General features: G+C 47.2%; 24 protein-coding genes. 8 read left to right on the top strand and 16 right to left on the bottom strand.

The genetic code is table 11. The annotated features are described in order from the left end of the window. Positions 1 to 9: 9 nt before the first annotated feature. Positions 10 to 636: a hypothetical protein gene (locus tag SDE_RS00220; protein WP_011466530.1), complete on the bottom strand. Its 627-nt coding sequence runs from the start codon at positions 634 to 636 to the stop codon at positions 10 to 12. Between the two features lie 100 nt (positions 637 to 736). Beyond that, the gene (locus SDE_RS00215; protein WP_011466529.1) at positions 737 to 1504 is read right to left on the bottom strand and encodes an SURF1 family protein; all 768 of its coding nucleotides are present in this window, start codon (positions 1502 to 1504) and stop codon (positions 737 to 739) included. A gap of 28 nt (positions 1505 to 1532) precedes the next feature. Here SDE_RS00215 and SDE_RS00210 point away from each other — a divergent pair, with 28 nt between their 5' ends. Then, positions 1533 to 1781: a DUF2909 domain-containing protein gene (locus SDE_RS00210; RefSeq protein ID WP_011466528.1), complete on the top strand. Its 249-nt coding sequence runs from the start codon at positions 1533 to 1535 to the stop codon at positions 1779 to 1781. Between the two features lie 4 nt (positions 1782 to 1785). On the opposite strand, the gene SDE_RS00205 is transcribed toward SDE_RS00210, so the two are convergent. From SDE_RS00205 to coxB, 4 genes are read right to left on the bottom strand one after another with little or no spacing between them, the layout of a single operon-like run. Continuing rightward, positions 1786 to 2700, bottom strand: coding sequence for a cytochrome c oxidase subunit 3 (locus SDE_RS00205; RefSeq protein WP_011466527.1), 915 nt, complete (start codon positions 2698 to 2700; stop codon positions 1786 to 1788). A 30-nt stretch (positions 2701 to 2730) separates the two neighbouring features. Beyond that, entirely contained in the window at positions 2731 to 3354 is a 624-nt protein-coding gene (locus SDE_RS00200; protein ID WP_011466526.1) for a cytochrome c oxidase assembly protein, read from the bottom strand. A 57-nt stretch (positions 3355 to 3411) separates the two neighbouring features. Next, complete coding sequence (ctaD, locus tag SDE_RS00195; protein WP_011466525.1) at positions 3412 to 4962, bottom strand: cytochrome c oxidase subunit I; 1551 nt, start codon at positions 4960 to 4962, stop codon at positions 3412 to 3414. Positions 4963 to 4975: 13 nt separating this feature from the next. Continuing rightward, on the bottom strand, positions 4976 to 6112 hold the full coding sequence (gene coxB, locus SDE_RS00190) for a cytochrome c oxidase subunit II (protein ID WP_011466524.1): 1137 nt from the start codon (positions 6110 to 6112) through the stop codon (positions 4976 to 4978). 132 nt (positions 6113 to 6244) lie between these two features. Here coxB and SDE_RS00185 point away from each other — a divergent pair, with 132 nt between their 5' ends. Next, entirely contained in the window at positions 6245 to 7795 is a 1551-nt protein-coding gene (locus SDE_RS00185; RefSeq protein WP_011466523.1) for an MATE family efflux transporter, read from the top strand. A 237-nt stretch (positions 7796 to 8032) separates the two neighbouring features. Here SDE_RS00185 and SDE_RS00180 read toward each other — a convergent pair whose 3' ends face one another. Then, a complete protein-coding gene (locus tag SDE_RS00180) occupies positions 8033 to 10339 on the bottom strand; it encodes a discoidin domain-containing protein (RefSeq protein ID WP_011466522.1) in 2307 nt (768 codons plus the stop codon). Between the two features lie 722 nt (positions 10340 to 11061). Between SDE_RS00180 and SDE_RS00175 the strand changes: the two genes are divergently transcribed. After that, positions 11062 to 11739, top strand: a complete 678-nt coding sequence (locus SDE_RS00175) for a hypothetical protein (RefSeq protein ID WP_011466521.1) — start codon at positions 11062 to 11064, stop codon at positions 11737 to 11739. A 17-nt stretch (positions 11740 to 11756) separates the two neighbouring features. Here the strand turns inward: SDE_RS00175 and SDE_RS00170 are convergent, their stop codons facing one another. Next, complete coding sequence (locus SDE_RS00170; RefSeq protein WP_041324980.1) at positions 11757 to 11984, bottom strand: YheV family putative zinc ribbon protein; 228 nt, start codon at positions 11982 to 11984, stop codon at positions 11757 to 11759. 5 nt (positions 11985 to 11989) lie between these two features. Next, positions 11990 to 14047, bottom strand: coding sequence for a M3 family metallopeptidase (locus SDE_RS00165; RefSeq protein WP_011466519.1), 2058 nt, complete (start codon positions 14045 to 14047; stop codon positions 11990 to 11992). A 143-nt stretch (positions 14048 to 14190) separates the two neighbouring features. Here SDE_RS00165 and SDE_RS00160 point away from each other — a divergent pair, with 143 nt between their 5' ends. Both SDE_RS00160 and SDE_RS00155 read left to right on the top strand, forming a co-directional pair. After that, on the top strand, positions 14191 to 14748 hold the full coding sequence (locus tag SDE_RS00160) for a gamma carbonic anhydrase family protein (RefSeq protein ID WP_011466518.1): 558 nt from the start codon (positions 14191 to 14193) through the stop codon (positions 14746 to 14748). 57 nt (positions 14749 to 14805) lie between these two features. Next, positions 14806 to 15576, top strand: a complete 771-nt coding sequence (locus SDE_RS00155) for an SIMPL domain-containing protein (protein ID WP_011466517.1) — start codon at positions 14806 to 14808, stop codon at positions 15574 to 15576. Positions 15577 to 15615: 39 nt separating this feature from the next. On the opposite strand, the gene SDE_RS00150 is transcribed toward SDE_RS00155, so the two are convergent. From SDE_RS00150 to SDE_RS00120, 7 genes are all read right to left on the bottom strand, one after another. Beyond that, complete coding sequence (locus tag SDE_RS00150) at positions 15616 to 16260, bottom strand: ceramidase domain-containing protein (protein WP_011466516.1); 645 nt, start codon at positions 16258 to 16260, stop codon at positions 15616 to 15618. A gap of 96 nt (positions 16261 to 16356) precedes the next feature. Beyond that, entirely contained in the window at positions 16357 to 17685 is a 1329-nt protein-coding gene (locus SDE_RS00145; RefSeq protein ID WP_041323943.1) for a retropepsin-like aspartic protease, read from the bottom strand. Then, positions 17625 to 18461 (bottom strand): shikimate dehydrogenase, encoded by an 837-nt coding sequence (gene aroE, locus SDE_RS00140; protein ID WP_011466514.1) that lies wholly within the window; start codon positions 18459 to 18461, stop codon positions 17625 to 17627. The genes SDE_RS00145 and aroE overlap by 61 nt, the downstream gene beginning before the upstream one ends. 25 nt (positions 18462 to 18486) lie before the next feature. Beyond that, positions 18487 to 19398, bottom strand: coding sequence for an oxygen-dependent coproporphyrinogen oxidase (hemF, locus tag SDE_RS00135; RefSeq protein WP_011466513.1), 912 nt, complete (start codon positions 19396 to 19398; stop codon positions 18487 to 18489). A 41-nt stretch (positions 19399 to 19439) separates the two neighbouring features. After that, positions 19440 to 20006: an L-threonylcarbamoyladenylate synthase gene (locus tag SDE_RS00130; RefSeq protein WP_041324979.1), complete on the bottom strand. Its 567-nt coding sequence runs from the start codon at positions 20004 to 20006 to the stop codon at positions 19440 to 19442. Between the two features lie 275 nt (positions 20007 to 20281). Beyond that, on the bottom strand, positions 20282 to 21424 hold the full coding sequence (dprA, locus tag SDE_RS00125) for a DNA-processing protein DprA (RefSeq protein ID WP_049762746.1): 1143 nt from the start codon (positions 21422 to 21424) through the stop codon (positions 20282 to 20284). A 177-nt stretch (positions 21425 to 21601) separates the two neighbouring features. After that, positions 21602 to 22660 carry a LysM peptidoglycan-binding domain-containing protein gene (locus tag SDE_RS00120; protein WP_011466510.1) on the bottom strand — a complete coding sequence of 353 codons (1059 nt, stop codon included), beginning with the start codon at positions 22658 to 22660 and terminating at the stop codon, positions 21602 to 21604. A gap of 280 nt (positions 22661 to 22940) precedes the next feature. Between SDE_RS00120 and def the strand changes: the two genes are divergently transcribed. The 3 genes from def (at position 22941) to rsmB (ending at position 25870) form a co-directional block, all read left to right on the top strand. Further along, a complete protein-coding gene (gene def, locus SDE_RS00115) occupies positions 22941 to 23459 on the top strand; it encodes a peptide deformylase (RefSeq protein WP_011466509.1) in 519 nt (172 codons plus the stop codon). Positions 23460 to 23536: 77 nt separating this feature from the next. After that, positions 23537 to 24505 carry a methionyl-tRNA formyltransferase gene (gene fmt / locus SDE_RS00110; RefSeq protein ID WP_011466508.1) on the top strand — a complete coding sequence of 323 codons (969 nt, stop codon included), beginning with the start codon at positions 23537 to 23539 and terminating at the stop codon, positions 24503 to 24505. 27 nt (positions 24506 to 24532) lie between these two features. Then, entirely contained in the window at positions 24533 to 25870 is a 1338-nt protein-coding gene (gene rsmB, locus SDE_RS00105; RefSeq protein ID WP_011466507.1) for a 16S rRNA (cytosine(967)-C(5))-methyltransferase RsmB, read from the top strand. Positions 25871 to 25903 lie beyond the last annotated feature (33 nt).

The raw sequence follows: 25903 nt of genomic DNA, 5'->3' as shown, positions 1-25903 counted from the left end.
ACTGTGCTTTTATTCGTAATCGATTGAAAATTTTAATGCGTGCTTCAAATCTTTAAGTAAATCGTTACCGTGTATGGCCGGTGTGTACCACATCATGGCGTAGCCTTCTTGATCCACCAGTATATAAAAATGCTCGGCATCCAATTCCGTTGGTAAGTTGGTTTGCGCTAACCAAGCATTCCAATCATTTGGATCAACACTTATATTTTTTAGTTGCGGATGGTCCTTTGCAATATCTGCTAAGTATTGGTCGCTTTGCGCACCATTTAAGCTAACAGCAATTCGCTGTACTCGGGTGCTTTTTTCACCCAAACGTATATGCACCTGACGACTTGTGTATAGGTCATCTTGGCAAGCTTGATTACAAGGCGCTTGCACAGGAATAAGCAATCGCCATTTTTTATGCGTTTGCCAATCGTTTAATACGCTAGCGTTGTCGCCTTCGAGTAATACTGAAACATTCACCGCAGGGGTAATTAGGTAGCCTTTGTTTTTAGTATCTGCGGGTACACCCACACCGGTAAAAAACATCGTATAGGCAGCGAGTATTGGGAAAATACTAATTAGAAGTATCGCAATAAGCGGCTTGTTATTGCGCTTTGCTGGGGGCTGCTGGGCTTCGTCTAGTGTTGTCATGTGGCGTTCTTTTTTAGTTAGCTTATTTGGTTAACTTGCTTGGTTAGCGTATTTGTTTATTTTTTTGGCGTTAGTTTTTTATGTTTTTTTAGAACTTTTTCTAGTTTTCAGCTTGATCACTATTTGCACGCTTAAATAACGTCGCTATATTACTGCAAGCCAACAACCATAATATAAAGAGTACGCCCGCCATGGTAAACCATTGAACGGCATACCCTTTGTGCTGGCTGCTTGTCATATTCACAGCTTGCCAATCTACATCAAAAGCTGCAGCCGAATCTGGTTCGACTTGTAACACCAATGGATACAAGGGTTGGCCAAACTGTTGCTGCATTTGTGTTAAATCTATTTCTAACATTTTGTGCGGCCATCTTAGCTGGGTGTTTTCCGCTTCGTTTATAAGCGGCGAATGCGTTGCCGCGGCCAGCATACCGGTTATACGAATTTGCCCTGTTGGCAATGTAATATCTGGAAACACTTCGCGCAAAGGTGGCAGCTCTACCCAGCCCAAATTAACGGGCACTATGGTAGTGTTTTTTTTATCTGTTGCACCGCTGTTAACATTAACCGCTACCACAACATGGGCCCCCAGGCGGCCGTACATGGTTTTATTTTCTATTAGCCAGTATTTGTCTTGGTTAATAGTACCGTTAAGCCATACGCGGCGAAACTGGTCGTTGGAATTTAATGTGGGGGAAAATTCTACTGGCGGCTTTGCTTGCTGTTGCTGCCATTCTTGCAGTATGGTTTGCTTTTGCTCGGCACGGCCCAATTGCCATACACCTAAGTACACTAAAAACGGAAAGAGCACAGCTGTAAAAAGTGTAATTTTCCAATTTAGGTGAAAGCGAAAGCGAGCTGTGTTCATACATCGTTACATCTTTTGGTAAAACACTATGATTATAAAATTTATTATTGGTGCGCTATTTGTTGCCATGGTGGCAAGCTTATTTACGAGCTTTACATTTTTACGTAAAGATTTTGATGAGCCAAGCTCTAAACGAACACTTTACGCGCTGGGCGTAAGGGTAACCATTGCTGTAGCGTTATTGGCTACTATTGCATTTGGCTTTTACAGCGGAAAACTTCAAAGTAAGGCACCGTGGGATTACGCCGAACGCATAACCCCACAGGAATCAAACTAGCCTATTACATGATATAAACAAAAATAAACAACCCTACCCACACTACATCAACAAAGTGCCAGTACCAGCTAGAGGCCTCGAAACCAAAACAGTCGTTATGGCTAAAGTGGCCTTTAGTTACCGAACGCAACCACTGCACTAACAACATAAAGGTACCCATTGTTACGTGTAAACCGTGGAAGCCGGTAAGCATAAAGAAGGTATTGCCGTATACGCCTGCATCTAGCGTTAGGTTTACATGGTAGGCGTGTGAATACTCTGCAACCTGTAGGCAAAGGAAGATAATGCCAAGCAATACAGTAATACCTAACCACCAGTTGAATTGCTTTTTGTTATCTTTCTTTAGGCCCGTATGAGCAAAATGCACCGTTACCGAAGAACTGAGAAGGATAATGGTGTTCCACAAGGGCAACCAGCCAAACATTGCGCCAAAGCCTGGGAAAGCCATGTTCTCGCCTGGGCCAGACACTTTACCTAGCTCTGCAACATCGCTAGGTGTTTGCATAAGTGGCCATTGGGCTTGGAAGTCGTTCCACAACAATTCTGCTGTAGGCCCTTCCGATAACCAAGGTAACGCCAAGTTGCGTATATACCAAAGCGCACCGAAAAAGGCAGAGAAGAACATTACTTCACTGAATATAAACCAGCCCATACCCCAAACGTAGGATCGCTTAAGCTGTGCGCTATTCATACCGCGACGGTTTTCGTCTATAACAATAGAAAACCAGCGAAAAAGAATAAAGCAGAAAAACAACAAACCCACGCCAAAAATGGTGGCGCCGCTGCCGCTTTTACCTGCAGTCATATCATTTAACCAATTGCCCAAACCGAATACGGTTACGAACAAGCCGATTGAAGCAAACAAGGGAAGTTTACTTTGCTCGGGTACGTAGTAATTTTCGTGTTGTTGCTGTTCCATAATTTTACCCCGCTAATGCTGTCTTTGCGGTTAGAGTTTTATGTTATTCGTTATTAGCTCTGCTGCAGCTTGCGTTGCAGTGGTTAGCTCCTGCCGTTTTTGCTCAACAATATCTTTCGAATTTTCCGTTACATCAAAAAGTGTGTACGACAGTATTATTGTGTTCACACCCTTAGGAATTTCCTGGTCCACTATAAACTGTAGGCCCAATTCAGCCGTTTCGCCGGCCGCCAACGCTTGTTGGTTAAAACAAAAACACTCTGTTTTGTGAAAAAAGTCGGTAGCGTTGTGTGGCACCATGCTTGGCACAGCCTGCCCGACCATGATGTTTTCCGTGGGGTTGCTAGCTACAAAATGCGTAGTAACCGCTTGCCCTGGGTGTACCTCTAAAATACGCTCTGCCGGCGCAAACGCCCACGGCATGTTTTCGTTTTTAGTGGCCACAAACTGCACCTTAACCAAACGACTGGTATCGACTTGCACCTCTGTCACTTGATACTGGCCTTTAGTTTTACCGTTTAGTCCAGTCACTTCACAAAACAATGTGTAAAGCGGGGGTAATACCCACATACAAAATGCAAACATAGCAATAGCGAAGATAACCAGTTTAAAACTGGTGAGTGTGACTGCCTTTTTATCTTCGCTTTGTGACATCTGCTTCTACCACTTTACACTTAGCTGAAACGATTACTTAGCTTACTGCGACTACAATTACTTCACTTCTGGCGGCGTGCTAAAAGTGTGGTATGGCGCAGGTGATGGCACTGTCCATTCCAAACCATGCGAACCTTCCCATACGCGGTCGGTCGCTTTTTTGCCGCTAATAATGGTGCGAATGATGATGTACAGGAACAATACCTGTGCCGCACCAAATAGGAATGCACCAATAGAAGAGATCATGTTCCAGTCTGCCCACAGTGGGTTGTAGTCTGGAATACGACGCGGCATGCCTGCCAAGCCCGAGAAGTGCATTGGGAAGAACGTTACGTTCAAGCCAATAAATGCCAACCAGAAATGCGCTTTACCCATTGTCTCGTCGTACATTTTGCCGCACCACTTAGGCAACCAGTAGTAAACAGCTGCGGTAATAGAGAATATCGCGCCGGGTACGAGTACGTAGTGGAAGTGAGCAACAACAAAGTAGGTATCGTGATATTGGAAATCCACCGGTGCAATTGCCAGCATCAAGCCAGAAAAGCCGCCAATGGTGAACAATATTACGAAGGCAATAGAGAACAACATGGGGGTTTCAAAGGTCATGGAGCCTTTCCACATTGTGGTCACCCAGTTGAACACCTTCACACCTGTAGGGACTGCAATAAGCATGGTGGCATACATAAACACCAACTCACCCAACAGCGGTATACCTACGGTAAACATGTGGTGCGCCCATACAATAAAACTTAAGAAAGCAATGGATGCGGTGGCGTACACCATGGATGAATAACCAAACAGCGGCTTGCGCGCAAACGTTGGGATAATGGCCGAAACCACACCAAACGCTGGCAGAATCATGATGTAAACCTCTGGATGCCCGAAGAACCAGAACACGTGCTGGAATAATACGGGGTCACCACCACCGGCTGCATCAAAGAAGCTGGTACCGAAGTGGATATCCATAAGCATCATGGTTACTACGCCTGCCAATACGGGCATTACTGCAATAAGCAAGTAAGCGGTAATTAACCATGTCCATACAAACAGCGGCATTTTCATTAACGTCATGCCTGGGGCACGCATGTTAAGAATAGTGGCGATGATGTTGATGGAACCCATGATAGAGCTTGCACCCATAATGTGTACGGCGAAGATAAAGAACGTCACCGACGCTGGGGCATAGGTAGTAGAAAGCGGTGCGTAGAATGTCCAACCGAAGTTGGGCGCGCCGCCAGCCATAAACAACGTGGACGCCAACAGGGCGAACGCAAATGGAAGAATCCAGAAGCTCCAGTTGTTCATACGCGGCAGGGCCATATCGGGTGCACCAATCATCATTGGTATCATCCAGTTGGCCAAGCCCACAAACGCGGGCATTACCGCACCAAACACCATCACCAAGCCGTGCATGGTGGTCATTTGGTTAAAGAAGTTTGGCTCTACAATTTGTAGGCCGGGTTGGAACAGTTCCGCACGAATAACTAACGCGAAAATACCGCCAAGAAAGAACATGGCGAAACTGAACCACAAATACATGCTACCGATATCTTTATGGTTGGTTGTAAAAAACCAACGACTCAGACCTTTCGCAGGACCATGTGCCATAGTGTGTTTCCCCCTATTGGCCTTGCTTAAAGTTCACAACGTCGATTGGCTGGACTTGATCGCCCATATTGTTGCCAAACGCGTTTCGCTGAAAGGTAATAACTGCTGCCGCTTCAACAGGTGTTAGCTGTTCGCCAAACGGTGGCATACCCTGACCGCCGTTAATAACGCGATCTAAGTGGCCCACAACATCACCCATGGCTAGCGGGCTGCCCGCAATAGCAGGGAATGTACCCGCTATACCTTTACCATCTGGTTGGTGACAAGCAGAACACTGGCTGTTGTAAACCGCCTCGCCCTGAGCATATAGCTCATCGAAGCTAAGAGTTTGCTTAGCCGCTTCGGCAATGGCCGCCGCTTCTTCGCGTTTTTGAGCTAGCCAAGCGTCGAACTCTTCTGGGGTAACAGCTTTAACCACAATAGGCATAAAGCCGTGATCTTTACCGCACAGCTCAGCACACTGACCGCGGAATAAACCGGGTTCGTCTACTCGCGTCCATGATTCGTTGATATAGCCGGGAATTGCATCGCGCTTAACGGCTAGATCGGCTACCCACCAGCTGTGGATTACATCGGCAGAGGTCACCAAAAAGCGTACTTTTTTGCCGGTAGGAATCATCAATACCTTGTCGGTATCTAGCAGGTAGTGTTCAGATTTTGCTTCACCGTTAAAGATTTCTGCCTTAGAGGCATCACTTAAGTTGGCGAAGAAACTCACATCTTGACCTATATACTCGTATTTCCACTTCCATTGATAACCCGTAACAAGGATATCTAGGTCGGCGTTGTCGGTATCGTAGATTTTGGTGAGAGTTTTGGTGGCTGGAAACGCCATACCAATAAGAATTAAGGCGGGAACTATTGTCCATAAAAGCTCGAGTTTGACACTCTCATGGAAGTGGGATGCCTCAGCGCCCCTCGATTTTCTGTGCAAATACATACTGATAAACATTGCACCAAATACAAGTACGCCAATAGCGCAGCAAATGTAAAAGATCAGCATGTGTAGGCCATACACTTCTTTACTGATAGAAGTGACACCCTCGGTCATATTGAGCTGCCATTCGCCGGCCCCCGCTAACGCTGATAGCAACGTTAGAGATACCCCAGAGAACAACAGAGCGAGCGACCGCTTGTTAATACTTAACATCGCCCCATCTCCATATTAATGAATTGACTGGTTATTATTAATTTTTATTCATCGAGCTTTGGCGCACAAAAAAATAGGCGCAAGCCTATTCAGTACCCGCCAATATATTCGAGAGACAGCCGGGATGGCAGAATGCACCCTCGAAGTGTGCGACATTTAACCGCACCGCCCGATTATAACGGCACCTTAGGCAATAAAGTAAGTACCGTATCCAATACTAGATCCTTTTTTAATAAAAAACCCAATGAATATCGCTATGGTCCTCGCGTAGAATGCGATGCCGACACCCAAAGAGTACAATTAATGATCAAAAATTGGTCTTCTCGCTGGCTCGAGCTGCCCCACAAGCAAACCTTTGCCCTAGCTGGGCCTATGATTTTGGCCAATATTTCCGTACCTTTGATGGGTTTAGCGGATACAGCCATGCTGGGCCACTTGGACGATGCAGCGTTTGTAGGTGCAGTTGCGGTTGGCGCCAACATATTTGCCTTTATGTTTTGGATGATGGCCTTTTTGCGTATGGGGACCACCTCGGTGGTGGGCCAAGCGCTGGGAGCAAACAACCCCACTACCGCTTTTGATCAGCTCGCGCAAAGTGCGGCGTTAGCATTTGGCCTAGCAGCACTACTTATTATTACCCACCCTTTTACCTTGCCCCTCGCAATTAGCTGGGTAGCCGCCGACCCGCAAGTGGCCGAGCTAGCGGCACAATATGCCTCTATACGTATTTACGCCGCCCCAGCGGTGCTGGGTACCTATGTGCTTAGCGGTTGGCTACTTGGCTTACAAAAACCGGTTTACACGTTAATTATTACTGTGGCGATAAACACAATAAATATAGCCTTAGATTACGTGTTTATTCTTAAATTTAACTGGGGTAGCCAAGGTGCCGCTGCGGCCTCGGTATGCGCAGATTACTTAGGCTTTGTAATTGCCCTGTTTTGTTTTTACTACAGCGCCAAGCAAATACAGCTATTTAAGCGCGCCCCAAATTGGCGGTGGCTAAGCGCGCTGCGGCAAGGCAATTGGCGCAAGCTTATGGGTATAAACCGCGATTTATTTATTCGCACTGCCATACTGCTGTTTGTGTTTAACTTTTTTACCGCACAAGGTGGCGACCTAGGGCAAACCACGCTCGCCGCCAACGCCATTCTTATTCAGCTTATGTTTTTAAGCACCTACGCCCTAGATGGCTACGCCCACGCAGCAGAAACCCTTGCCGCCAATGCCATAGGCGCCAAAAACCTACACAAACTGCACAACACTAGCATTGCCGCTTGCAGTACAGCAGGGTTTATTGCGGTATTTATGGCCGTTGTGTTTTGGTTTGGTCAGCCGTTTTTTATTTGGCTTATGACAGACATCCACGAAGTAAAACAGGCAGTGGCCCAGTATTATATTTGGCTATGCATAATGCCCATCGTGGCCGTGTGGTGCTATTTGTTTGACGGTATTTTTATTGGTGCGGGAAAAACGCGCGCGCTGCGCAATTGGATGCTTGCAGCCGTATTGCTGGTATTTTTACCCAGCTGGTGGCTACTGCAACCGCTTGCCAATCACGGCCTGTGGATAGCATTTGTGGTATTTCATATTGCTCGCAGCATTAGCCTAGGCTACGAATATTATCGCTGCACTGTGCGCAATAGTTGGTTTGCTACCTCTAGCAATGTGGACGCTTGTTGAAAACAAAATGGGGTTGTTCGATCCCCCCTTCAGACAGATGACAAACTTGCCCAAAGTAACACAGCGAGTAAATTCTTAGAATGATCAAGTTCTTCGCAAAAATAGTAGAGGGGTTGAACAATCAACCCCTCTTTAACATTCCTTCGTTTAAACCTTAACTACAATCCCTCAAAACAACCTCGCTTAATGTGTTAAACGAGGTTTATATTACCTACCATTAATGTACGCCGTTATTACTTAAGGCGCACTTGGGCCTACATCACTTGCGGTAAGCGGTGTTGGCTTATTAATAGTTGGCTCGCTAGATAACACAACAACTTCCGAAGCACCTAATGAACCGCCAGCAACCGCTACAGCAGAACCTGTTGCGTAAGCCTGGTTGCCCGACCAAGTGTTAGAAGATTGATTAGCGTGATTGTTAAATAATATACCGTCACTACCGCTAACTACGTTGTTAGTAATGGTGATATTGGTGGGCATTTTGCTGTACTTGTCGCCGCCTACATGAATGCCGCCACCTAAACTATTAACAATAACGTTATCGTAAACCTGCACATTAGTAGACACTTCGTGGCTATCGTTACCCGAGCTTTCTGAGGTATCACCCGAATCCACTAAAATTGGGCGTCTCCAGCTAAGCCCTGTTAGGCCTTCCATATAGTTGTTGTGAATAGTATGACCCGCGCCGTACACGCGCACACCGCCTGTTTCATAGTTATCATTAGCAACCGACGCACCAGAACCTACACCGTAAAAATAGTTGCCATAAGCTTGGTTGTTCGAACCTAAACGGAACGACAAGGAACCCATGGAGTTTTTGAAGGTGTTGTAGCGGAAAATATTGTTAGAGGTTTTAACTGTAACAATTTCGTTTTCGCCATCGCAGTTCTCGAAAAGGTTGTACTCAACAATATTGTTGGTTACTACGTCTTGCGAATCGGCAATACCCATTGCAATTACTTCACGATCCGAATCACCCGCTGGTACACCGTCCACAAGGTATGGCGCAATGTTTTTAAAGTGGTTGTGATGGATGTGAATATTTTTACTCATCAACGGGTCGTCGAACTGGGTTTTAATGTAGCTACCCGTAATTTTGGTACCACTGCGGTCACCTAAATTTTTATCGCGGAACTCGTTGTAAGCAATTTCAATATATTGGCTGGCTTGAGTCATCACTAAAGACGTTTGGCTTTCGGTAACGTTTTTGTGATCAAACAAGTTGCGCAATATTTTGATGTTGGTGGAGTTCACAATCTTTAACAGCGTGCTCTCGTCGTTAGGACCAAACACAAAACCCTGCAAACTAATGTTATTACAGTTAGTAAGGGTTGCATTGGTTAACGTGGTGCCGCCAATAGAGTTTGCGCGAATTAACACAGGTGAATTAAAGCTAATATTTTTTATCGATATTTCACCGGAGCCAGTAACCACAATTTCGTCGCCACCAGACACCGTCGCCAATACATCGTTTAGCGAATCGGGTGTTGCGGTATAAGTATTACCTGGTACACCGCCATTCGACGAGCTAGAACTTGAAGAACTGCTTGAGCTACTAGAACTAGACGAACTGCTAGAAGAGCTAGACGAGGAACTTGAAGAGCTGCTTGAACTAGATGAACTGGTTGAGCTAGATGAACTCGATGAGCTGCTTGAAGAACTGCTCGAACTACTAGAACCACCACTAGCTGCAACACTCATCTCGGTGATTGAGTTCCAGCTGTTGGCACTGTTGCCATAACCAACGTAGCGAATGTAGCGCGCGTTAACAGGTGAGAATGAAAAAGGCTCCAAGCTTACAGAAGAACCTGAACTGTGTGCACCAGCCACTACACGGGTCCAGTTCGAACCATCGGTACTGGCTTCTATATCAAAATTAGCACTGCGTTGATTACCTTTAAAGAAAGCAATATTTACAGTGCCAACCACTTGCGTAGCACCAAGATCTAAGCGCAACCACTGGCCATTGCCATTGGCGGACCAACGGGTGTTTAGGTCGCCATCAAGTACGTTACCGGCCACATTGCCATCATCGGCACTGGCGCTTGCACTTAAACTACCGCCACCGGTATTGCCGTCATCAACCACTGAAGTATCTATATCAACTTCGGTGATACTGTTCCAGCTGTTAGATGAATTGCCGTAACCAACAATTTGTACGTACTGACCTATCGAGTCAGATAGGGAGATAGTTTGTTGATCTGCCGTACTGCTTGGCTGCGTACCGCTGAATACGGTATTCCAGTTTTGGCCATCTCCTGATGTTAAAACGTCAAAGCTCGCGTTGCGCTGATCGCCTTTGTAAAACGCAATATCTAAAGATTCAATATTGTAGCTAGTGCCAAGGTTGTAGCGAATCCACTGGCCGCTACCATTGGCAGACCAACGCGTGGATAAATCATTATCTAATGTGTTGCTAGGCCCATTGCCATCATCGGTGGACGCTTCAACAGAAACTGGGTCTGCTGCATACGCCGTTGATACCTGCATGGCCATTAACATGGGTGCCAACCACTTGATCGACTGGGTTAGTTTTGTGCTCATTGTCTCGTTCCTGCTTATTATTATTTTTCGCGCACACGCCAGCGGGCCGAAAATTCCACTTTTGTAAGCGAAACCGACAGCCGGACGCACATTTGGTATATAAATTAATTACAAAATAGCTTAAACCAATTCCATGTGTGTTTTTGTAATTGAAAATGCCCACAATGCCAGGCATTTCGTTGAAAGGTAAATCTACATCGCGAGGCCAAAAATAGGTTTTAGCCTTTATTTATTAGGGTTTTGTGGACTACAACAACCGTACCAACGAGCTTTTAGAGTAGCACACGGCTTTAGCCAACACCAAAGCTTAACCAGTAATTTGTGACAGATACACTCTAATTTCATACTTTGTGCGTATAAAAAAGCTTCTAATATTGGGTAAAAACCAAGTTAAAAAACGCACTATTGGTTAACCAAATATACTACCACTCATTTTGTAACATTCCGCCACATGGAGTATCTTAGATAGGTTGCGCAAGGTATTCGTAAAGGAACAAACCGATACCCCAATAAAGAGAGTAAGCGGTAAAAGTAACTACAGAATTGAAAATGCTTTTAAAAAAGTGGCGCCTTAGTCTTTAGTAATCTATGCGCTTGTAAAACCAATAAAGTAGGTTATTTTTATAGTATGCAACTGCATCCCTCGCGGATGTCACTTCATTAACCTAAGGACTCAACCGGACAACAGCACGCCTAGCAGTTGCTAAAGAACTAAAACTATTATGAGCGAGTCAAGAATTTTGCATATTCGAGAATCTATTGCTGTAGCTCGAAAAATTGAAAGCGAAAAGCATACTTTAGAGCGATACTTGGTCAGTAAAATTCCTATGCTGCACCGCGCAATAGCTTTGCCTGAAGAAAACCCCGAAAGCGCCCTTCTCGAATTTGTGACTCGATACATAGAGCATGTACCAGACTTCATTGAGGCCTTAACAGCACTTACCAAAGAAGCGGGTATTTACGAATACACACAATCGTTTTTAACTATTGCAGAAGACTATTTTATTCGGCCACCAGAATTAGTTGGCGAACACTCTGGGTTGCACCAATTAATAGATGAAGCTTATTTAGCCCACAGGCTTCTCGAAGAGGTAAACGATAGAGTAATGATGGCCTGTGGCATGCCGTTGGCCCCCATGGATATGACGCTGTCAAATTTGGTTATACACGAGCTATTAGGCGATGAATTTGCAAACCAACTCGACTTAGCTGTGCACTACTCCATCGAAGCCCTATTCCAGACCGACAATTTCTTTAACGAAGAGTCATTTAAAAACTATATTGCCAAATTTCGCAAGGCGGGATGGGAAACAACGATTAAAGACTGGCCATGCTTAGCGGGCGATTCTGCTATTAGGCTAAACATGAGTGATGACTACGCCGGCGCAGCTGTTCATTAAACTGCGCCAACTTCAGCCTATTTTTTGGGCGGAAAATCCAATATTTGAACCTGCGATTGTACTTCTTCTTCGGTGACATTTACCCGAGTTGTTAATTCGCGCTGCACCGGCTTAAAGTGCATTTCATCGCTAAAACCACAACTAATGCACTCGCGTATATCTACACCGTCTTTTTTGTACATAACGGTTTTATCCATTTTTGCACAGCGCGGACACACCGCGCCGGCTATAAAACGTTTTTTAATTTCTGTCACGCTGCTACCTCTACAATGCCAGAATGGCGCAAAAGCGGGTCCACACTGGGTTTTCTACCGCGGAAATTCTCAAACAATACCATCGCCTGCTGTGAACCGCCCTGCTCTAATATACTGTGCAAAAAGCGCTTGCCGGTTGCTTCGTTAAGTACACCTTCTTCTTCAAACGCCGCGAACGCATCGGCCGATAACACCTCTGCCCACTTATAGCTGTAATAACCCGCCGCATAACCACCGGCAAAAATATGTGTAAAACTGTTTTGGAATTTATTAAAGCTGGGTGGAACAATTACCGAAACTTTATCGCGAATAGTATCTAACACACTTTGCACATCGCTAAATTGTTCAGTGCCAAAATCTTTATGCAACACAAAATCAAATAAAGAAAACTCTAACTGACGTACCATTTGCATAGCCGATTGAAAGTTACGGCCGGCAATCATGTTATTAAGCATGTCTTCTGGCAAAGGTTCGTTGGTGGCGTAGTGGCCAGAAATTAACGGCAGTACTTCTTTTTCCCAGCAGAAGTTTTCCATAAATTGACTGGGCAACTCAACGGCATCCCACGCTACGCCATTAATGCCGCTTACTGCTGGGATATCTATTTGGGTAAGCATGTGGTGCAAGCCGTGACCAAACTCATGGAATAATGTGGTCACTTCGTCGTGGGTTAATAACGCAGGCTTATCGCCAACGGGGCCATTAAAATTACAGGTTAAAAATGCAACCGGTTTTTGCAAGCCCTCTGCCGTTTTGCGACGAATGCGGCCATCGGCCATCCACGCGCCACCGCGTTTTTTCTCGCGGGCGAATAAATCCCAGTAAAAACTGGCAATTAACGTATCGTTGCGATAAATATCGAAATAACTTACATCTGGGTGGTAGGTGTCTGATTCGGTATTTTCTTGAATACGCACATCAAATAGTTTCTCTACCAACGTAAACATACCCGCCTGTACTTTTTGTAGCGGAAAATATTCACGCAATGCTTCTTGTGAAACGTTAAAGGTTTTTTCTTTTAGTTTTTCCGACGCGTAAGCCACATCCCATGCGTTTAATTCATCTAGGCCGAGTTCGGTTTTAGCAAACTGCTCAAGTGTAGCTTTCTCTTTTGCGGCTTGTGGTTTGGCCTTTGCGGCTAGGTCTTCTAAAAAGCCAATTACTTGCTCGGTGCTCTCTGCCATTTTGGGAGCAATAGATACTTCGGCATAATTATTAAACCCTAACAGTTGCGCTTTTTCTAAGCGCAGAGCAAGAATTTTTTCTATCAGCGGGGTGTTGTCCCATTTTGCTTTTTGCTCATCCGCTACTGGGCTTTCGCTCGAGGCGCGGGTGGCAAACGCGCGGTACATTTCTTCGCGCAGCGCTCGGTTATCGGCGTGAGTTATTACTGCCAAGTAAGACGGGATATCAAGTGTGAATACCCAGCCTTGCACATCTTTCTTTTTGGCTGCATTGGCCGCAGCTTCTTTCGCCATTGCAGGAATACCTGCTAAGTGTGCTTCGTCGGTTACCTGTTTGTACCAACCTTGCGTTGCATCCATCACGTTGTTGGCAAACTGTGTAGTTAGGCTAGATAGCTCAGATTGAATTTCGGTAAAACGCGCTTGCTGTTCGGCCTCTAGAGCAACACCCGCTAAGCGAAAATTGCGCAGCGCATTTTCTACAGTTTGCTTTTGGGCTTGGCTGAGGCTGCTAAAATATGGCTCTTGGGCCAGCGCCTCGTAGGCTTGATAAAGCGCTTTGTTTTGACCTATTTTGGCATAGTACTGGGTAAGCAATTGCTCCCCCGCCTCGTAAGCTTCGCGCAACTCATCACTGTTAGCTACTGAGTTTAGATGGCTCACTACCGCCCAAGCCTTGTCTAACTTATCGCTTTTTTCATCTAAGGGTGCCACTAGGGTTTCCCAGGTTGGCGTACCCTCTTGCGCAAGCACTTCGGCTAAAGTTTGCTCATTTTCTTTAATAATTGTTTCTACTGCATTCACCACATGTTCAGGCTTAACAGTAGAAAATGCTGGCAAGTTCTGATGATTTAACAAAGGGTTAGACATACCTTAGGGTTTCCTTATAGGGTGCGGCATACTAACTATGCCTTAGGTGCATGCAAGAATTTTAGCAGCTTTGTGTTGCGACGCATTGGCCTAGTAAATGCCAAGCGCGATAATGACCGTTTAGCTGATTAGATAACCCAAATATGGAGGCCACAGTGGCAAATTCCAACCCAGTACGCACTTTTAAAAATATTACCCCCAGCCTTGGTGAGCGAGTGTTTGTCGACCCAGCTGCTGTGGTTATCGGCGATGTGCATTTAGGTGAAGACGCTTCGGTTTGGCCCTGTGCGGTAATACGCGGTGATATGCACCGTATTCGTGTGGGCGCGCGCACCAGCGTGCAAGATAACGCCATTTTGCATATTACCCACGCCAGCAGCTTTAACCCCGACGGCTGGCCGCTAATTATTGGCGACGATGTAACGATTGGCCACGGCGCGTGTCTACATGGGTGTACAGTTGGCAATAAAGTGCTGGTAGGTATTGGTGCAACGGTATTAGACGGCGCCATTGTGGAAGATGAAGTCATTATCGGCGCAGGCAGCTTAGTGCCACCCGGCAAGCGCTTACAAAGTGGCTTCCTGTATGTGGGCAGTCCCGTCAAGCAAGCTCGTCCACTTAAAGATTCTGAAAAAGCCTTTTTCGCCTACTCAGCGCAAAATTATGTGAAGTTGAAAGATGAATATTTAGGGGATAGCTAACAGATTACAGATTACCCGTAATTGTGGAGTTGAATTTTATAGCACTAGGAGTTTTTTATGTTTAAGCCTTTGTATGGGTTGGTTTTTGTTGCTGCGTTTAGTGGTATGGGGGTTGTTGCACAGCCCGAGATTAAAGGCTCGCCTGAAGAGCTGCGCCAGTTTTTACACCCGCGCGACAATACAGTTTCGCTTACCGGGCAGGCTGAAAAAACGGCCTATAGTGATAAAGCCATTATTGAATTAATGGTTACTACCGAGAGTAAAACCCTTTCTAAATCTATTGAAGATAACAATGCAGTAAGGCAAACACTGGTTAAAGCGTTAATAGCAGGCGGTATTGCTGCCGATGAAATAAACAACGCTAAGTTTTCTTCGTCGCCACAGTATGGCTGGTTTGGCAGTAAGCCAGATAGCTTTGAGGTGAATAACCGCGTATCGGTAGGGGTAACCAGCGAGGCGCACTTTTTGTTGGTGTCTAAGTTGGCCGATGCGCAAAAAGAAATTAACGTCGTTAATACGCGCTTCGAACATACCAAGAAAGACGAGCTTAAAAACGAAGTGCGCAAAATGGCAATGGATAAGATTCTAGAGCAAAAAGCCTTTTACGAAAAAAGCTTAAACGTAAAATTGGTGGCCATTGCATTTAACGACGGCGATGTGGGTTTTACCGGCATGCGCCAAGAGCGCGCCATGGCACCGGCAAAAGTTAAACTGCAAAGCCTTGCCGAACACGATACCGCAGCACCCGCACAGAGTACGGGTTTTGACGAGGTTAAATACCACGCCAATATCTATGTGCAATATGTGGTAGCGAGCGAAAGTAAGTAATTGCTTAGGGCTTGTTGATTAGTTATTAACGATCAGTATTTAGCGATTCGCATTGGTTTTGTTATCCAGCACAACTGTACGACAAACGCCGTAAAGGACTATGGCGTTAAGTATGTGCCACACAAAGTGCGTGCCGAACGGTACAAACTGGCAAGACGCAAGGTCGACACTTCTAAAAATTAAACTCACAAAAAATAGCCCCGCCATCAAATACAGTAATTGCGGTTCACGGGGTGCGTGGTCTTTGTGGTAGATACCAAGCAGAGTAATCACTAAAAGCGGGCCCAAGTACCCCATAGAGCCGGGCGTAGGGTCAGGCAGCATAGAAAATACCACCGATAAAAACAGGTAACCCAAGGTAAGCACAAAACGCACGGCAGGTCTCACCCGCATAATGCGCTTTAAATATAACCACAGCCATACTAGCTGCAACGTCATAATTGGCAGCACATCTAGCGACTGCGCGAACGGCGTAGCAAAGGTGTGAAACACCGTGCTGCCAATAGCAATGCACACCATAAGTACAGCAAGCACACCGTTACCTAAGCCGATAGAGTCGCGACTTAACTTTTGTGCATGGCGCCAAAAGCACACTGCCGCCACCACAAAAAACAGGTTGGTAAGCGCGTTAATTGGCTCGTTAAGTAAGCCTTGTGCTGTTCGTTCGCAGTAATGATCTATCAAAACTGTGCCTTTTGGACTAACGCTTTATGAGCTGGGTGGCGCTAGTTTATATGATTGATTGTTGCATTATATCGGATGATATACATGCCAGACAGGTTAGTCTCGCGGCGTTAACAACAAATCACCTTGCACTTGATCTAACTGAAAGTGGAAATGGCCGAGAATATTCATGCCTAACAACCCGTCCACATCGTTGCTAAGTGTCATCTCTGCTACTTCTACATTGTTTAAGGTGTAGGGCCCAATTCTAATTTCTTCCACTTCATAGGTGGATGCACTGGTAATACCGTTAGCGGTGTTAAAGTGGCGCCGGCCTTTGTAGCGCACCCGCGTACGATTGTGCAATGTTTGTAATTTTTCGGGTGAGACTGTAGTAATACTAGCACCTGTATCCAATAGCAGGTTTACATCTACCTGCCCACCTAAGCGCAAGGGCACCAAATAGTGGGCACCGTGCTGGGCGAGGTTAACTATGGCATCAAAACCTGTAATTTCGGGGGTTATTTTTTCGCCCTTCTCATGGGCAGCATAAAGGCGGGCAACCTTGTTGCTTACACCCGGTGTGTTTCTATGTTTTGCCAATAGGGTTTTGGCAATATCGGGAAACCCATTATGAAAGTAGATTTCGGCTAACAGTATTTGCTGCTTTGGTGTGGCGAGATCGCGGTCGAGTAGGTCTTCCAAAAACATTTGCACTTGAGCCCAGCGGCCCTTGTTGCTTAGGTAACTTACGGTGTGCTCAACAAAACGCGACAGCCTTTCTTGCACTAATTGGCCTTTACCCACCCCTTCGGCATAGCTTTTTGCCAGTTGAAATACCGTAAGCGCTTCACCCAACTCGTTTTGCTTAGCGTGAAAATCGGCCACCAACACCAAGACTTCAATATCGCTGTAGTAAGCCTGTAGTACCGCATCGCTCAGCCCGGTAAAGGCATTGGTATTGTTAGATGCCAAATACATTTTGAGTTGATCGAGTAAGGTGGAGCGAAAAATGGCGAGATCTTCGGGGTAAAAGGTTTCAACCTCTATGTATACCTCTAGCGCTTCGCTGTATTTGCGTTTGTTAATTAGCTCAATAAAAGCTTCTAGGCGCGTGTCGTTCTGCACAAACTCATTTTCGCCGCTTGAGCTAGCTGCGAGCTTGGGTTCTTGCGCGGAAGGAAATTGCAGTACAAGATCGGGCTGACTGGTGCCGGCATCGGCCGCAGGATGAGGGTTAACAGCGGGGTTAGGCGCGCGCTGCGATATGGTTGAGGGGTGTGGCGCTGTGGGAATAAACGATGTAGTTACCCACCAACCAATGGCAACACCCACACTCAGCGCGCAAAAGTCGCGCGCGTAGCGATGGGTCCACCAGCCGCCGTTTACTGACTTTGACGCAATGCCGCCATCACTGGCGCTATATCGGGCCTTATGCCTCGCCATAGATAGAAACTCTCTGCTGCCTGGCCAACTAGCATGCCTAGGCCATCTGCGGTTGCTGCGGCGCCATGGTTTTGTGCCCATACCATAAAGGGCGTTGGTTCTGCGCCATAAACCATGTCGTACACGCAGCTAGTGTTTGTAATTACTGCTGGCGGTATAGGGGGTAAATCACCGGTCAAACTGGTGGACGTACCGTTAATAATCACATCAAACGCCGAGCAGCTTCCGCCCTCTGCTGCGCTAAGTTCCCCGTAACCGGCACCGCGTATATTACCCATACTCGCAAAGCGCGCCGCCAGCTCTTCGGCTTTGCTAGCCGTGCGATTAACTATGAGCACCTCGGCTGGGTTTTGTTCCATTAACGGTAGCAGTATGCCACCTACGGCACCACCGGCACCTACAATTAGCACTTTGCGGCCGCTTAAGGTCCAGTTTAGGTTATCTGTAATGTCGTTAATTAAGCCTACACCGTCGGTATTTTCGCCTAAAATGCTGCCATCTTCGCGTTTTATTAGGGTATTTACTGCACCGGCAGAAAGCGCTCTTGGGCTTAACTCATCGGCAAAATTGTAGGCATCTTGTTTGAACGGCATGGTGATATTTATGCCTTTGCCCTGGCCTGCAAAAAAAGTCTTGGCCGCTGCATCAAACTCACCCGGCTCTAATAATTGGCGGCTGTATTCCAGCTGCTGCTCGGTTTGGGCGGCAAACATGGTGTGAATAAGGGGCGATTTTGATTGGGCAATAGGGTTGCCCACAACCATATAGGTATCCATGTCGTTTCTCGTTAAATAATGTGGGCTATTCAGCCCAGTCTTGCGGCTGCAAATAATGTTCGTATAAACGCGCTTCTGGTGTATTGGGCTGTGGTTGCCAATCGTATTCCCAGCGCACAAGGGGCGGTAAGCTCATAAGAATAGACTCTGTGCGACCACCGGTTTGTAAGCCGAATAGCGTACCGCGATCGTACACCAAATTAAATTCCACATAACGACCGCGACGGTAGAGCTGAAAATCCCGTTGCGCTTGGTTATAGGGCTCGTCTTTTCTGCGCTCTACAATGGGCACATAGGCTTGGGTGTAGCTGTCGCCCACAGCCTGCATAAAAGCAAAGCTCTGGTCAAAGCCCAGCTCATTCAGGTCGTCAAAAAATAAACCACCCACACCGCGCGGCTCATCGCGGTGTTTCAAGTAAAAGTATTCATCACACCATTTTTTGTAGCGCGGGTATTTATCTTCACCAAAAGGCGCGCAAGCGGCCTTGGCCGTATTGTGCCAGTGGCGACAGTCTTCATCGTTGCCGTAATAAGGGGTTAAATCATAACCACCACCAAACCACCAAACAGGCTCGGCGCCCTCTTTTTCGGCGATAAAAAACCGTACATTGGCGTGGCTGGTTGGTACATGTGGGTTATTGGGGTGAATAACCAGCGATACCCCCATTGCTTCGAAACTGCGGCCGGCAAGCTCTGGCCTGTGCGCAGTAGCCGATGCAGGCATTGAGGAGCCGTGCACGTGGGAAAAGTTTACCCCACCTTTTTCTATTACGGCGCCATTGGTGAGCACCCTAGAGCGACCGCCGCCGCCTTCTGGCCTTTGCCAAGAATCTTCAACAAAAGTTTCTTTGCCGTCCACCGCAGCCAAGACTTGGCAGATTTTGTCCTGCAGGTTTAATAGGTAGGCTTTAACGGCTTGCTTATTGGATGCAGTCATAATTTGCGCTTATTTTTATGTATTGATTTCGGGTGATATACCTAGGCGCGTATAATCGCGTCTGTATACAAATCGCGTATTACCGATGGCGTGCTGCGCCCGCCCACCACGCCAGTCGCGTAGGATAAAGCTTCTTTTGCAAAATAGCGACGCACCTGCATTTGGCTTTTAGCGGCACTTAGCCCCATAGGGTTGGCCGAAGTAGACACAATGGGCCCACCAAAACCTTCGCACAGGGCTTTAACAATTGGGTGATTACTCACTCTTACGGCGACAGTGGCGTGCTTGCCTGTAACCATGGGCGATACGCGCCCTTTATGCGGTATAAGCCAGGTGTTGGCACCCGGCCAGCTGGCTTCAAGCTTTTGGTAGTATTCTGGCTCTAGGTCGTGCAGCAAAAAATCCAGCTGCTCAATAGATGCCGCCACCAATATAAGGCCTTTGTGAACTGGGCGTTTTTTAAGGCGTAAGATTTTTTCTACAGCATGGTCGTTGTCTGGGTCGCAACCCAAGCCCCATACCGCTTCTGTTGGGTAAGCAATTACACCACCTTGCAACAAGGTGCGTACACACTGAGTCAACTTGGGTACAGCTCGCCAATTATTCATAGGTACCATTAATTTGTAGTCGTCATTTGTATTAGGGCACGACGCAGTATGCCAATTCAGTTTGGCCAATCTGTTTGTGTGCAAAAAGTAAGAATGTGCCTGTTACCCTTATACAACCGCCTTTTACAACCCTATAGGAAAAGCTGTAAAGGTAAACTCACTAACAGCTAGCTTACAGGCGAAGTATTAGGAACATGCTTAGAAAGTCGGCAAAAATACGCTAAATGGGGGCTAAGAACAAGGGTGCTAGCTAGCGAAGTATAAGCGATTGGCCACTAGCGCAACCGCATATAGCCTGCACCCAAGTTGGCCACTAAGCCTTTTAGCTCCATGGTGAGCAAACAAGACATAACTTCGCCAATGGGCTTTTTGGTGCGCTCGGCTAAAGCGTCGATGGGGGTTGGGCTGTAATCTAGTTTTGCCAGTACATCGTCTTCTAAATCGTTAGCTATAAGCTCGTCGTGTTTTGGCAAACTATTTTCTGCGGGCTGCTTGTAAATATCTAATAAATCGCGCTGGCGCGATAAGAAGCCGCCTAGCTCATCGACAATATCTTGCGAGGTTTCTACCAACTTGGCGCCTTCTTTTATTAATGCGTGGCAACCACGACTTAAAGGGTTGTGGATGGAGCCAGGCACCGCAAACAACTCTCTGTTTTGCTGCAATGCATAGCGCGCAGAGATAAGAGAGCCACTTTTTACCGCCGCTTCGACCACCACCACACCAAAACTTAAACCGCTAACTATACGGTTTCGCTGTGGAAAGTTTTGCGGTTGTGGGTCGGTACCCAAGGGGAACTCACTTACTATTGCACCACCGTTAGCAATAATTTCGCTAGCTAATGCGCTATTGCGCTGGGGGTAAACGCTATCTATGCCGGTACCAATTACTGCAATGGTACGGCCTTTAACTTTAACGGCGCCCTCGTGCGCGGCGGCATCAATACCCATAGCCAAGCCACTGGTAATGGTAAAACCCGATTTTGCCAAATCGGAGCCAAAGGCCTGAGCAGTGTCGCGGCCAGCAGGCGTGGGCTTGCGGCTGCCCACAATGGCCACCTGAGGAAAGTTTAAACTCGCCGGGCAACCTTTGACGTACAGCAATGGCGGCGTACGTTTTATTTCGCGCAGTAACTCTGGGTAGGCGGTGTGGTCAGTATCTACTAGGGTAATGTCGTTTTTTTGCAGCCAATCCATATCCCGCTGCACCTGCTGCACAGCCATAGAGGCAGATTTTTGGCTGCGTACCAACGCTAGGGTATCGAGGGCTTCTTGCGAGAGAAATGGTTTAAGTGCTTCGGGTGAGGCTTGCAGCGCAGAGTGTATGCTAGGAAAGCGATCTAACAACTGCCAGTATGTGGCCGCACCTACACCTGGTAGGCGAGTAAACAGTATGAGCTCTTCAATTGAACTAAGCATATTTTCATCCGTGATTGGTTTACAGCCGTTGAGAATACCTTTTATTAAGGTTACCAACGCTTACCCTTTATTGTCATTATGCTTCGAGCATTTTGGCGGCCCTAGTGCCTTTTTTACGCCTAAAGTACAAATAAAAACGCCAGCTTTCGCTGGCGTTTTTATTTGTATGACAACTACTTATGGGTTGCGTACTTTATCTTTTACCGAAATGCCGCGCTCCGCTTCTAATATTAAGCCAAAGCTTACTTTCTCGAAGGTGCGGAAAATCATCAAAACACCGGCACGCTCATCGGGCAAAGTTACTCTATCTTTACTCACTCGGTCGCGTATAACACCGCCACGCTTGTAAACGGCAAGTACCGTGCCTGCTGTCATGCCTTCGCGCTCGCCGCGGTTTATAACAACAACGTCCATTTTACCCACTTGGGTTAAACCGCCTTCAACCGCCAAAATGACACCTTCGGTTTCGGTGTTAGGGGCCGATGGGAAGAAAGTCGAGTCGATGGGGCGTTCTTCTTGGCGCAAGAAGCGGTCGCCGATACGCACTTCTTCTGTGGTGCGAGAAACACTTAAGGTGCCAATTTCAATATCGTCTTTTGCATCGTTATCGTCTTCTACACGCATTAATGATGCAGTAGCGATATCGAGCGCCTGTACACCCAAAATCTCTTTGGTTTCTGGGTCTTTAAAGATTTCACCCTGACGGTAAATACCGTACACCGTGCCGCGCTCGGCAAAATTGCCGCGACCGTAGATTTTATCGCCAGCGCCTACCAATAAGTGCTGATCTAAACCAGAAAGCACATAGGGCGCGCCTACAAAATCGTTTTCGCCAACCACGCGGCTGCGTGACAAAAAGCTGTTAATTTTTTCGAGCGGGATCGTTTCAATGGCCTCTTCAGCAGATAAAACGCGCGCCTGAGGCGACATTTTATAAACGCGGCCGCTGGTATCGAGCGTTAAACGTGGTTTGCCATCTACATAGATCAAGCGAATTACGTCGCCAGGGTAGATAAGGTGCGGGTTTTCAATTTGGGCATTTACATGCCAAATTTCTGGCCACATCCAAGGATTCTTAAGGAAGGTCGCGGAAATATCCCACAGCGTGTCCCCTTTAACTACTGTATGGGTCGCTGGGATCTCATCGCGAAGTTGAGGCTGTTCCGCGTAGGCTTGAGTGGCGACTTGCGCAGATAAGGCGATGGCAGAAAGCACGCCAAGCAAGTATTTTTTCATCTCATTGTTCCTGTTAAATTCGGCGCTGACGCTAAGGAGCGTTATAATCATTGGTTCCACAACTGGCAGACCAGTATAATGAACCGATTAGCAACATGAATGTTGCACTAAAATTAATGCATCGTTACTAGCCTAGCAGAGCCGATCATATTGGCTGAAACACCAGCGCTCACAGCATGCCAAAACAGTATAACTCCTGTTTGATCATAATGTTAGCAGCGAAACTTAGCTAGTTACTAGAAGTTTGTCACGTAATCAACAACTGTATATGGCTTAAACCATGGCTTTACTCCCAATTTTAGAGTTTCCCGACCCGCGCTTGCGTACAATTGCCAAGCCAGTAGCAAAAGTAGACCAACGCATTCGAACACTTATCGACGATATGTTCGAAACAATGTACGACGCACCGGGTATTGGGTTGGCTGCCACCCAGGTGAATGTGCACGAACAGGTTTTAGTGATAGATTTAGGCGAAGAAACCAAAGAGCCTATGGTATTTATTAACCCCTCTATCGAAATTCTAGACCAAGAACACTACGAATACGAAGAAGGCTGTTTATCGGTGCCGGGGTTTTACGAACAGGTTTCTCGCCCCAAGCATATTCGAGTTACCGCGTTAGACCGCGACGGCAAGGAATTTGTGATCGAACCTGAAGGCCTGCTGGCAGTGTGTGTGCAACACGAAATGGATCATTTGAACGGCAAGCTATTTGTAGATTATGTATCCAATATCAAGCGCCAGCGCATTCGCAAAAAACTAGAAAAGCAGCACCGCCAAGCTGCGCAATCTGTCGGCTAGTTCGCACAGTCTCCACTGCGCGCTCTAACTGGGCGCGCTGTTAGCGCAAGCCGCGCACCACCCAGAGCCAGTTAGATATGCCCCAACACCATTCGCTTAACATTGTTTTTGCCGGCACCCCTGAGTTTGCCGCCCGCCATTTAGAAGCCCTACTGCAAAGCCCCCACAATATAGTGGCAGCTTATACCCAGCCAGACCGACCCAAAGGGCGCGGTAAAAAACTTACCGCCAGCCCAGTTAAAGACGTTGCCCAAGCCGCTGGCGTACCGGTGTACCAACCAATCAATTTTAAAAGCGAAGAAGATCAAGCTGCACTGGCGGCATTAAAACCCGACATTATGGTAGTGGTAGCCTACGGCTTGTTGTTACCGCAAGTAGTACTCGATACACCTACTTTAGGCTGCATTAATGTGCACGGCTCTTTGTTGCCAAGGTGGCGCGGCGCGGCGCCTATTCAGCGTTGTATTGAGGCGGGCGACACCGAAACCGGCATTACCATTATGCAAATGGACGCAGGCCTAGACACAGGCGATATGTTGTTAAAAACCGTGTGTGATATTAAAGCTGACGAAACCGCGGCCACTTTGCACGACAAGCTTGCTGAAATGGGCCCACCCGCATTGTTATCGGCCCTGCATATGCTGGCTTCCGATACCGCCGAGCCAGAAGCGCAAGATAACAGCCTCGCAACCTACGCCCACAAATTGCTCAAACCCGAAGCCGCAATTAATTGGCAAATAGACGCCAGCGAAATACACCGTCGCATACGCGCGTTTAACCCGTTCCCTATATGTAATAGCGAATTGCAGCCAGCCGATGCCGAGCCAATGGTGGTAAAAATTTATCAAGCGCAGTTAGCCAATGGCAAGGGCGCACCGGGCGCAATACTAAACGCCAACAAAGCGGGCATCGAAGTGGCCTGCGGTAGCGGCTCGATTGTTATCACCAGCCTGCAATTGCCCGGCAAAAAACCAATGGATGCGGCATCGTTTTTAAACGGCTTTGGCCATTTGGTAAACCCGCCCGCTCGCTTTGGCACACTGTAATCGCACCTTTAACCATTAGGATTCCCCTTGGCAAAATCGCCTAACAAACGCATTACCAACCTTCGCGCCCTTGCCGCTATGACCTTAGCACCGGTTATTAGCGGCAGCCGCTCGCTCTCGACCATTTTAGATAAAGCCTTGGATGCAGTAGAGCCAAAAGAAAGGCCGCTAATGCAAACACTGTGCTTAGGCAGCTTGCGTGTATTCCCTAAAATTGACCTAATTGCGCGAAAGTTACTGCAAAAACCATTTAAAAGTCGCGATAACGACGTATATGCGCTAATTGTGCTGGGTATTTACCAAATGGATTACCTGCGCACCCCCGACCACGCGGCCATTGGCGAAACAGTAGAAGCCGCCAAAGCGCTAAACAAGCCTTGGGCCAGCAAGCTTATTAATGGTGTGCTGCGCAATTACCAGCGCGAGAAAGTGGCCCTGCAACACAAGCTAAACGGCAGCATGGCTTTTCAACACGCCCACCCACAGTGGTTTATCGATTTAGTGCGCGCCGACTGGCCGCAAGATTGGCAAGCTATTTTGGCAGCTAACAACCAACAGCCACCAATAACATTGCGCGCCAATAAACGTCACTGCGATCAAAAAACACTTTTAGAAGCGCTGCACAAGGCCGAAGTTGGCGCTCACTTATGTGAGTATTCTCGCGATGGAATAACCTTGGAAGGCGCGTCAGATATCCCCGCCCTGCCCGGCTTTAATGAAGGCCACTTTAGCGTGCAAGATGAAGCCGCCCAGCTTTCTGCCAGCTTGCTAGATCTTCAAGCCAACCAGCGAGTGCTCGATTGCTGCTCCGCGCCCGGCGGCAAAGCAGGCCACATATGTGAGCAGGCAAACAACATAGATTTAACCTGTTTAGAGTCTGATGCCAGCCGCATGCCAAGGGTTGAGCAAAACCTTGCCCGCCTCGGCCACACGGCTAAATTAATAGTAGAAGATGCCAACGAGGTGGATAGTTGGTGGGATGGCGTGCCCTTCGATCGCATTCTATTGGATGCCCCCTGCTCCGCCACAGGGGTTATCCGTCGCCACCCAGATATAAAACTACTGCGCCGCCCTTCTGATCTTGCTAAGCTTGCCCAATTACAAGCGCAGATCTTGCGCAGCGTATGGCGTACCTTAGCGCCTGGGGGCAAACTGCTTTACGCCACATGTTCGGTGCTAAAGCAAGAGAACGAAAACATCGTTAGCCATTTTGTAAGCGAACAAAATGATGCGCGACATATCCCTCTCGATAACAATCAACCCGTAACCTGGGGAGTTGAACGTCCATTTGGCCGACAACTGTTCCCACAGGAAAACGGGCACGACGGGTTTTATTACGCGTTACTAGAAAAAACCCGCGACTAAAACTATTACTGTTATAAAGCCTTAGGCTAGAAA

This window comes from Saccharophagus degradans 2-40 (assembly GCF_000013665.1).
Lineage (GTDB): Bacteria > Pseudomonadota > Gammaproteobacteria > Pseudomonadales > Cellvibrionaceae > Saccharophagus > Saccharophagus degradans.
This window is presented reverse-complemented; position numbering and strand designations above follow the sequence as displayed.

What these genes read in the sequence shown, in the direction of transcription:
- SDE_RS00160 (WP_011466518.1), top strand. Translation starts at nt 14,191, where the DNA reads ATGGAGGCCACAGTGGCAAATTCCAACCCAGTACGCACTTTTAAAAAT.
- fmt (WP_011466508.1), top strand. Translation starts at nt 23,537, where the DNA reads ATGCCCCAACACCATTCGCTTAACATTGTTTTTGCCGGCACCCCTGAG.
- SDE_RS00185 (WP_011466523.1), top strand. Translation starts at nt 6,245, where the DNA reads ATGCACCCTCGAAGTGTGCGACATTTAACCGCACCGCCCGATTATAAC.
- SDE_RS00145 (WP_041323943.1), bottom strand. Translation starts at nt 17,685, where the DNA reads ATGGCGAGGCATAAGGCCCGATATAGCGCCAGTGATGGCGGCATTGCG.
- SDE_RS00210 (WP_011466528.1), top strand. Translation starts at nt 1,533, where the DNA reads ATGATTATAAAATTTATTATTGGTGCGCTATTTGTTGCCATGGTGGCA.
- SDE_RS00220 (WP_011466530.1), bottom strand. Translation starts at nt 636, where the DNA reads ATGACAACACTAGACGAAGCCCAGCAGCCCCCAGCAAAGCGCAATAAC.
- SDE_RS00120 (WP_011466510.1), bottom strand. Translation starts at nt 22,660, where the DNA reads ATGAAAAAATACTTGCTTGGCGTGCTTTCTGCCATCGCCTTATCTGCG.
- SDE_RS00205 (WP_011466527.1), bottom strand. Translation starts at nt 2,700, where the DNA reads ATGGAACAGCAACAACACGAAAATTACTACGTACCCGAGCAAAGTAAA.
- SDE_RS00180 (WP_011466522.1), bottom strand. Translation starts at nt 10,339, where the DNA reads ATGAGCACAAAACTAACCCAGTCGATCAAGTGGTTGGCACCCATGTTA.
- dprA (WP_049762746.1), bottom strand. Translation starts at nt 21,424, where the DNA reads ATGCTTAGTTCAATTGAAGAGCTCATACTGTTTACTCGCCTACCAGGT.
- SDE_RS00200 (WP_011466526.1), bottom strand. Translation starts at nt 3,354, where the DNA reads ATGTCACAAAGCGAAGATAAAAAGGCAGTCACACTCACCAGTTTTAAA.
- aroE (WP_011466514.1), bottom strand. Translation starts at nt 18,461, where the DNA reads ATGGATACCTATATGGTTGTGGGCAACCCTATTGCCCAATCAAAATCG.
- def (WP_011466509.1), top strand. Translation starts at nt 22,941, where the DNA reads ATGGCTTTACTCCCAATTTTAGAGTTTCCCGACCCGCGCTTGCGTACA.
- SDE_RS00155 (WP_011466517.1), top strand. Translation starts at nt 14,806, where the DNA reads ATGTTTAAGCCTTTGTATGGGTTGGTTTTTGTTGCTGCGTTTAGTGGT.
- ctaD (WP_011466525.1), bottom strand. Translation starts at nt 4,962, where the DNA reads ATGGCACATGGTCCTGCGAAAGGTCTGAGTCGTTGGTTTTTTACAACC.
- SDE_RS00215 (WP_011466529.1), bottom strand. Translation starts at nt 1,504, where the DNA reads ATGAACACAGCTCGCTTTCGCTTTCACCTAAATTGGAAAATTACACTT.
- SDE_RS00130 (WP_041324979.1), bottom strand. Translation starts at nt 20,006, where the DNA reads ATGAATAATTGGCGAGCTGTACCCAAGTTGACTCAGTGTGTACGCACC.
- coxB (WP_011466524.1), bottom strand. Translation starts at nt 6,112, where the DNA reads ATGTTAAGTATTAACAAGCGGTCGCTCGCTCTGTTGTTCTCTGGGGTA.
- hemF (WP_011466513.1), bottom strand. Translation starts at nt 19,398, where the DNA reads ATGACTGCATCCAATAAGCAAGCCGTTAAAGCCTACCTATTAAACCTG.
- SDE_RS00175 (WP_011466521.1), top strand. Translation starts at nt 11,062, where the DNA reads ATGAGCGAGTCAAGAATTTTGCATATTCGAGAATCTATTGCTGTAGCT.
- SDE_RS00165 (WP_011466519.1), bottom strand. Translation starts at nt 14,047, where the DNA reads ATGTCTAACCCTTTGTTAAATCATCAGAACTTGCCAGCATTTTCTACT.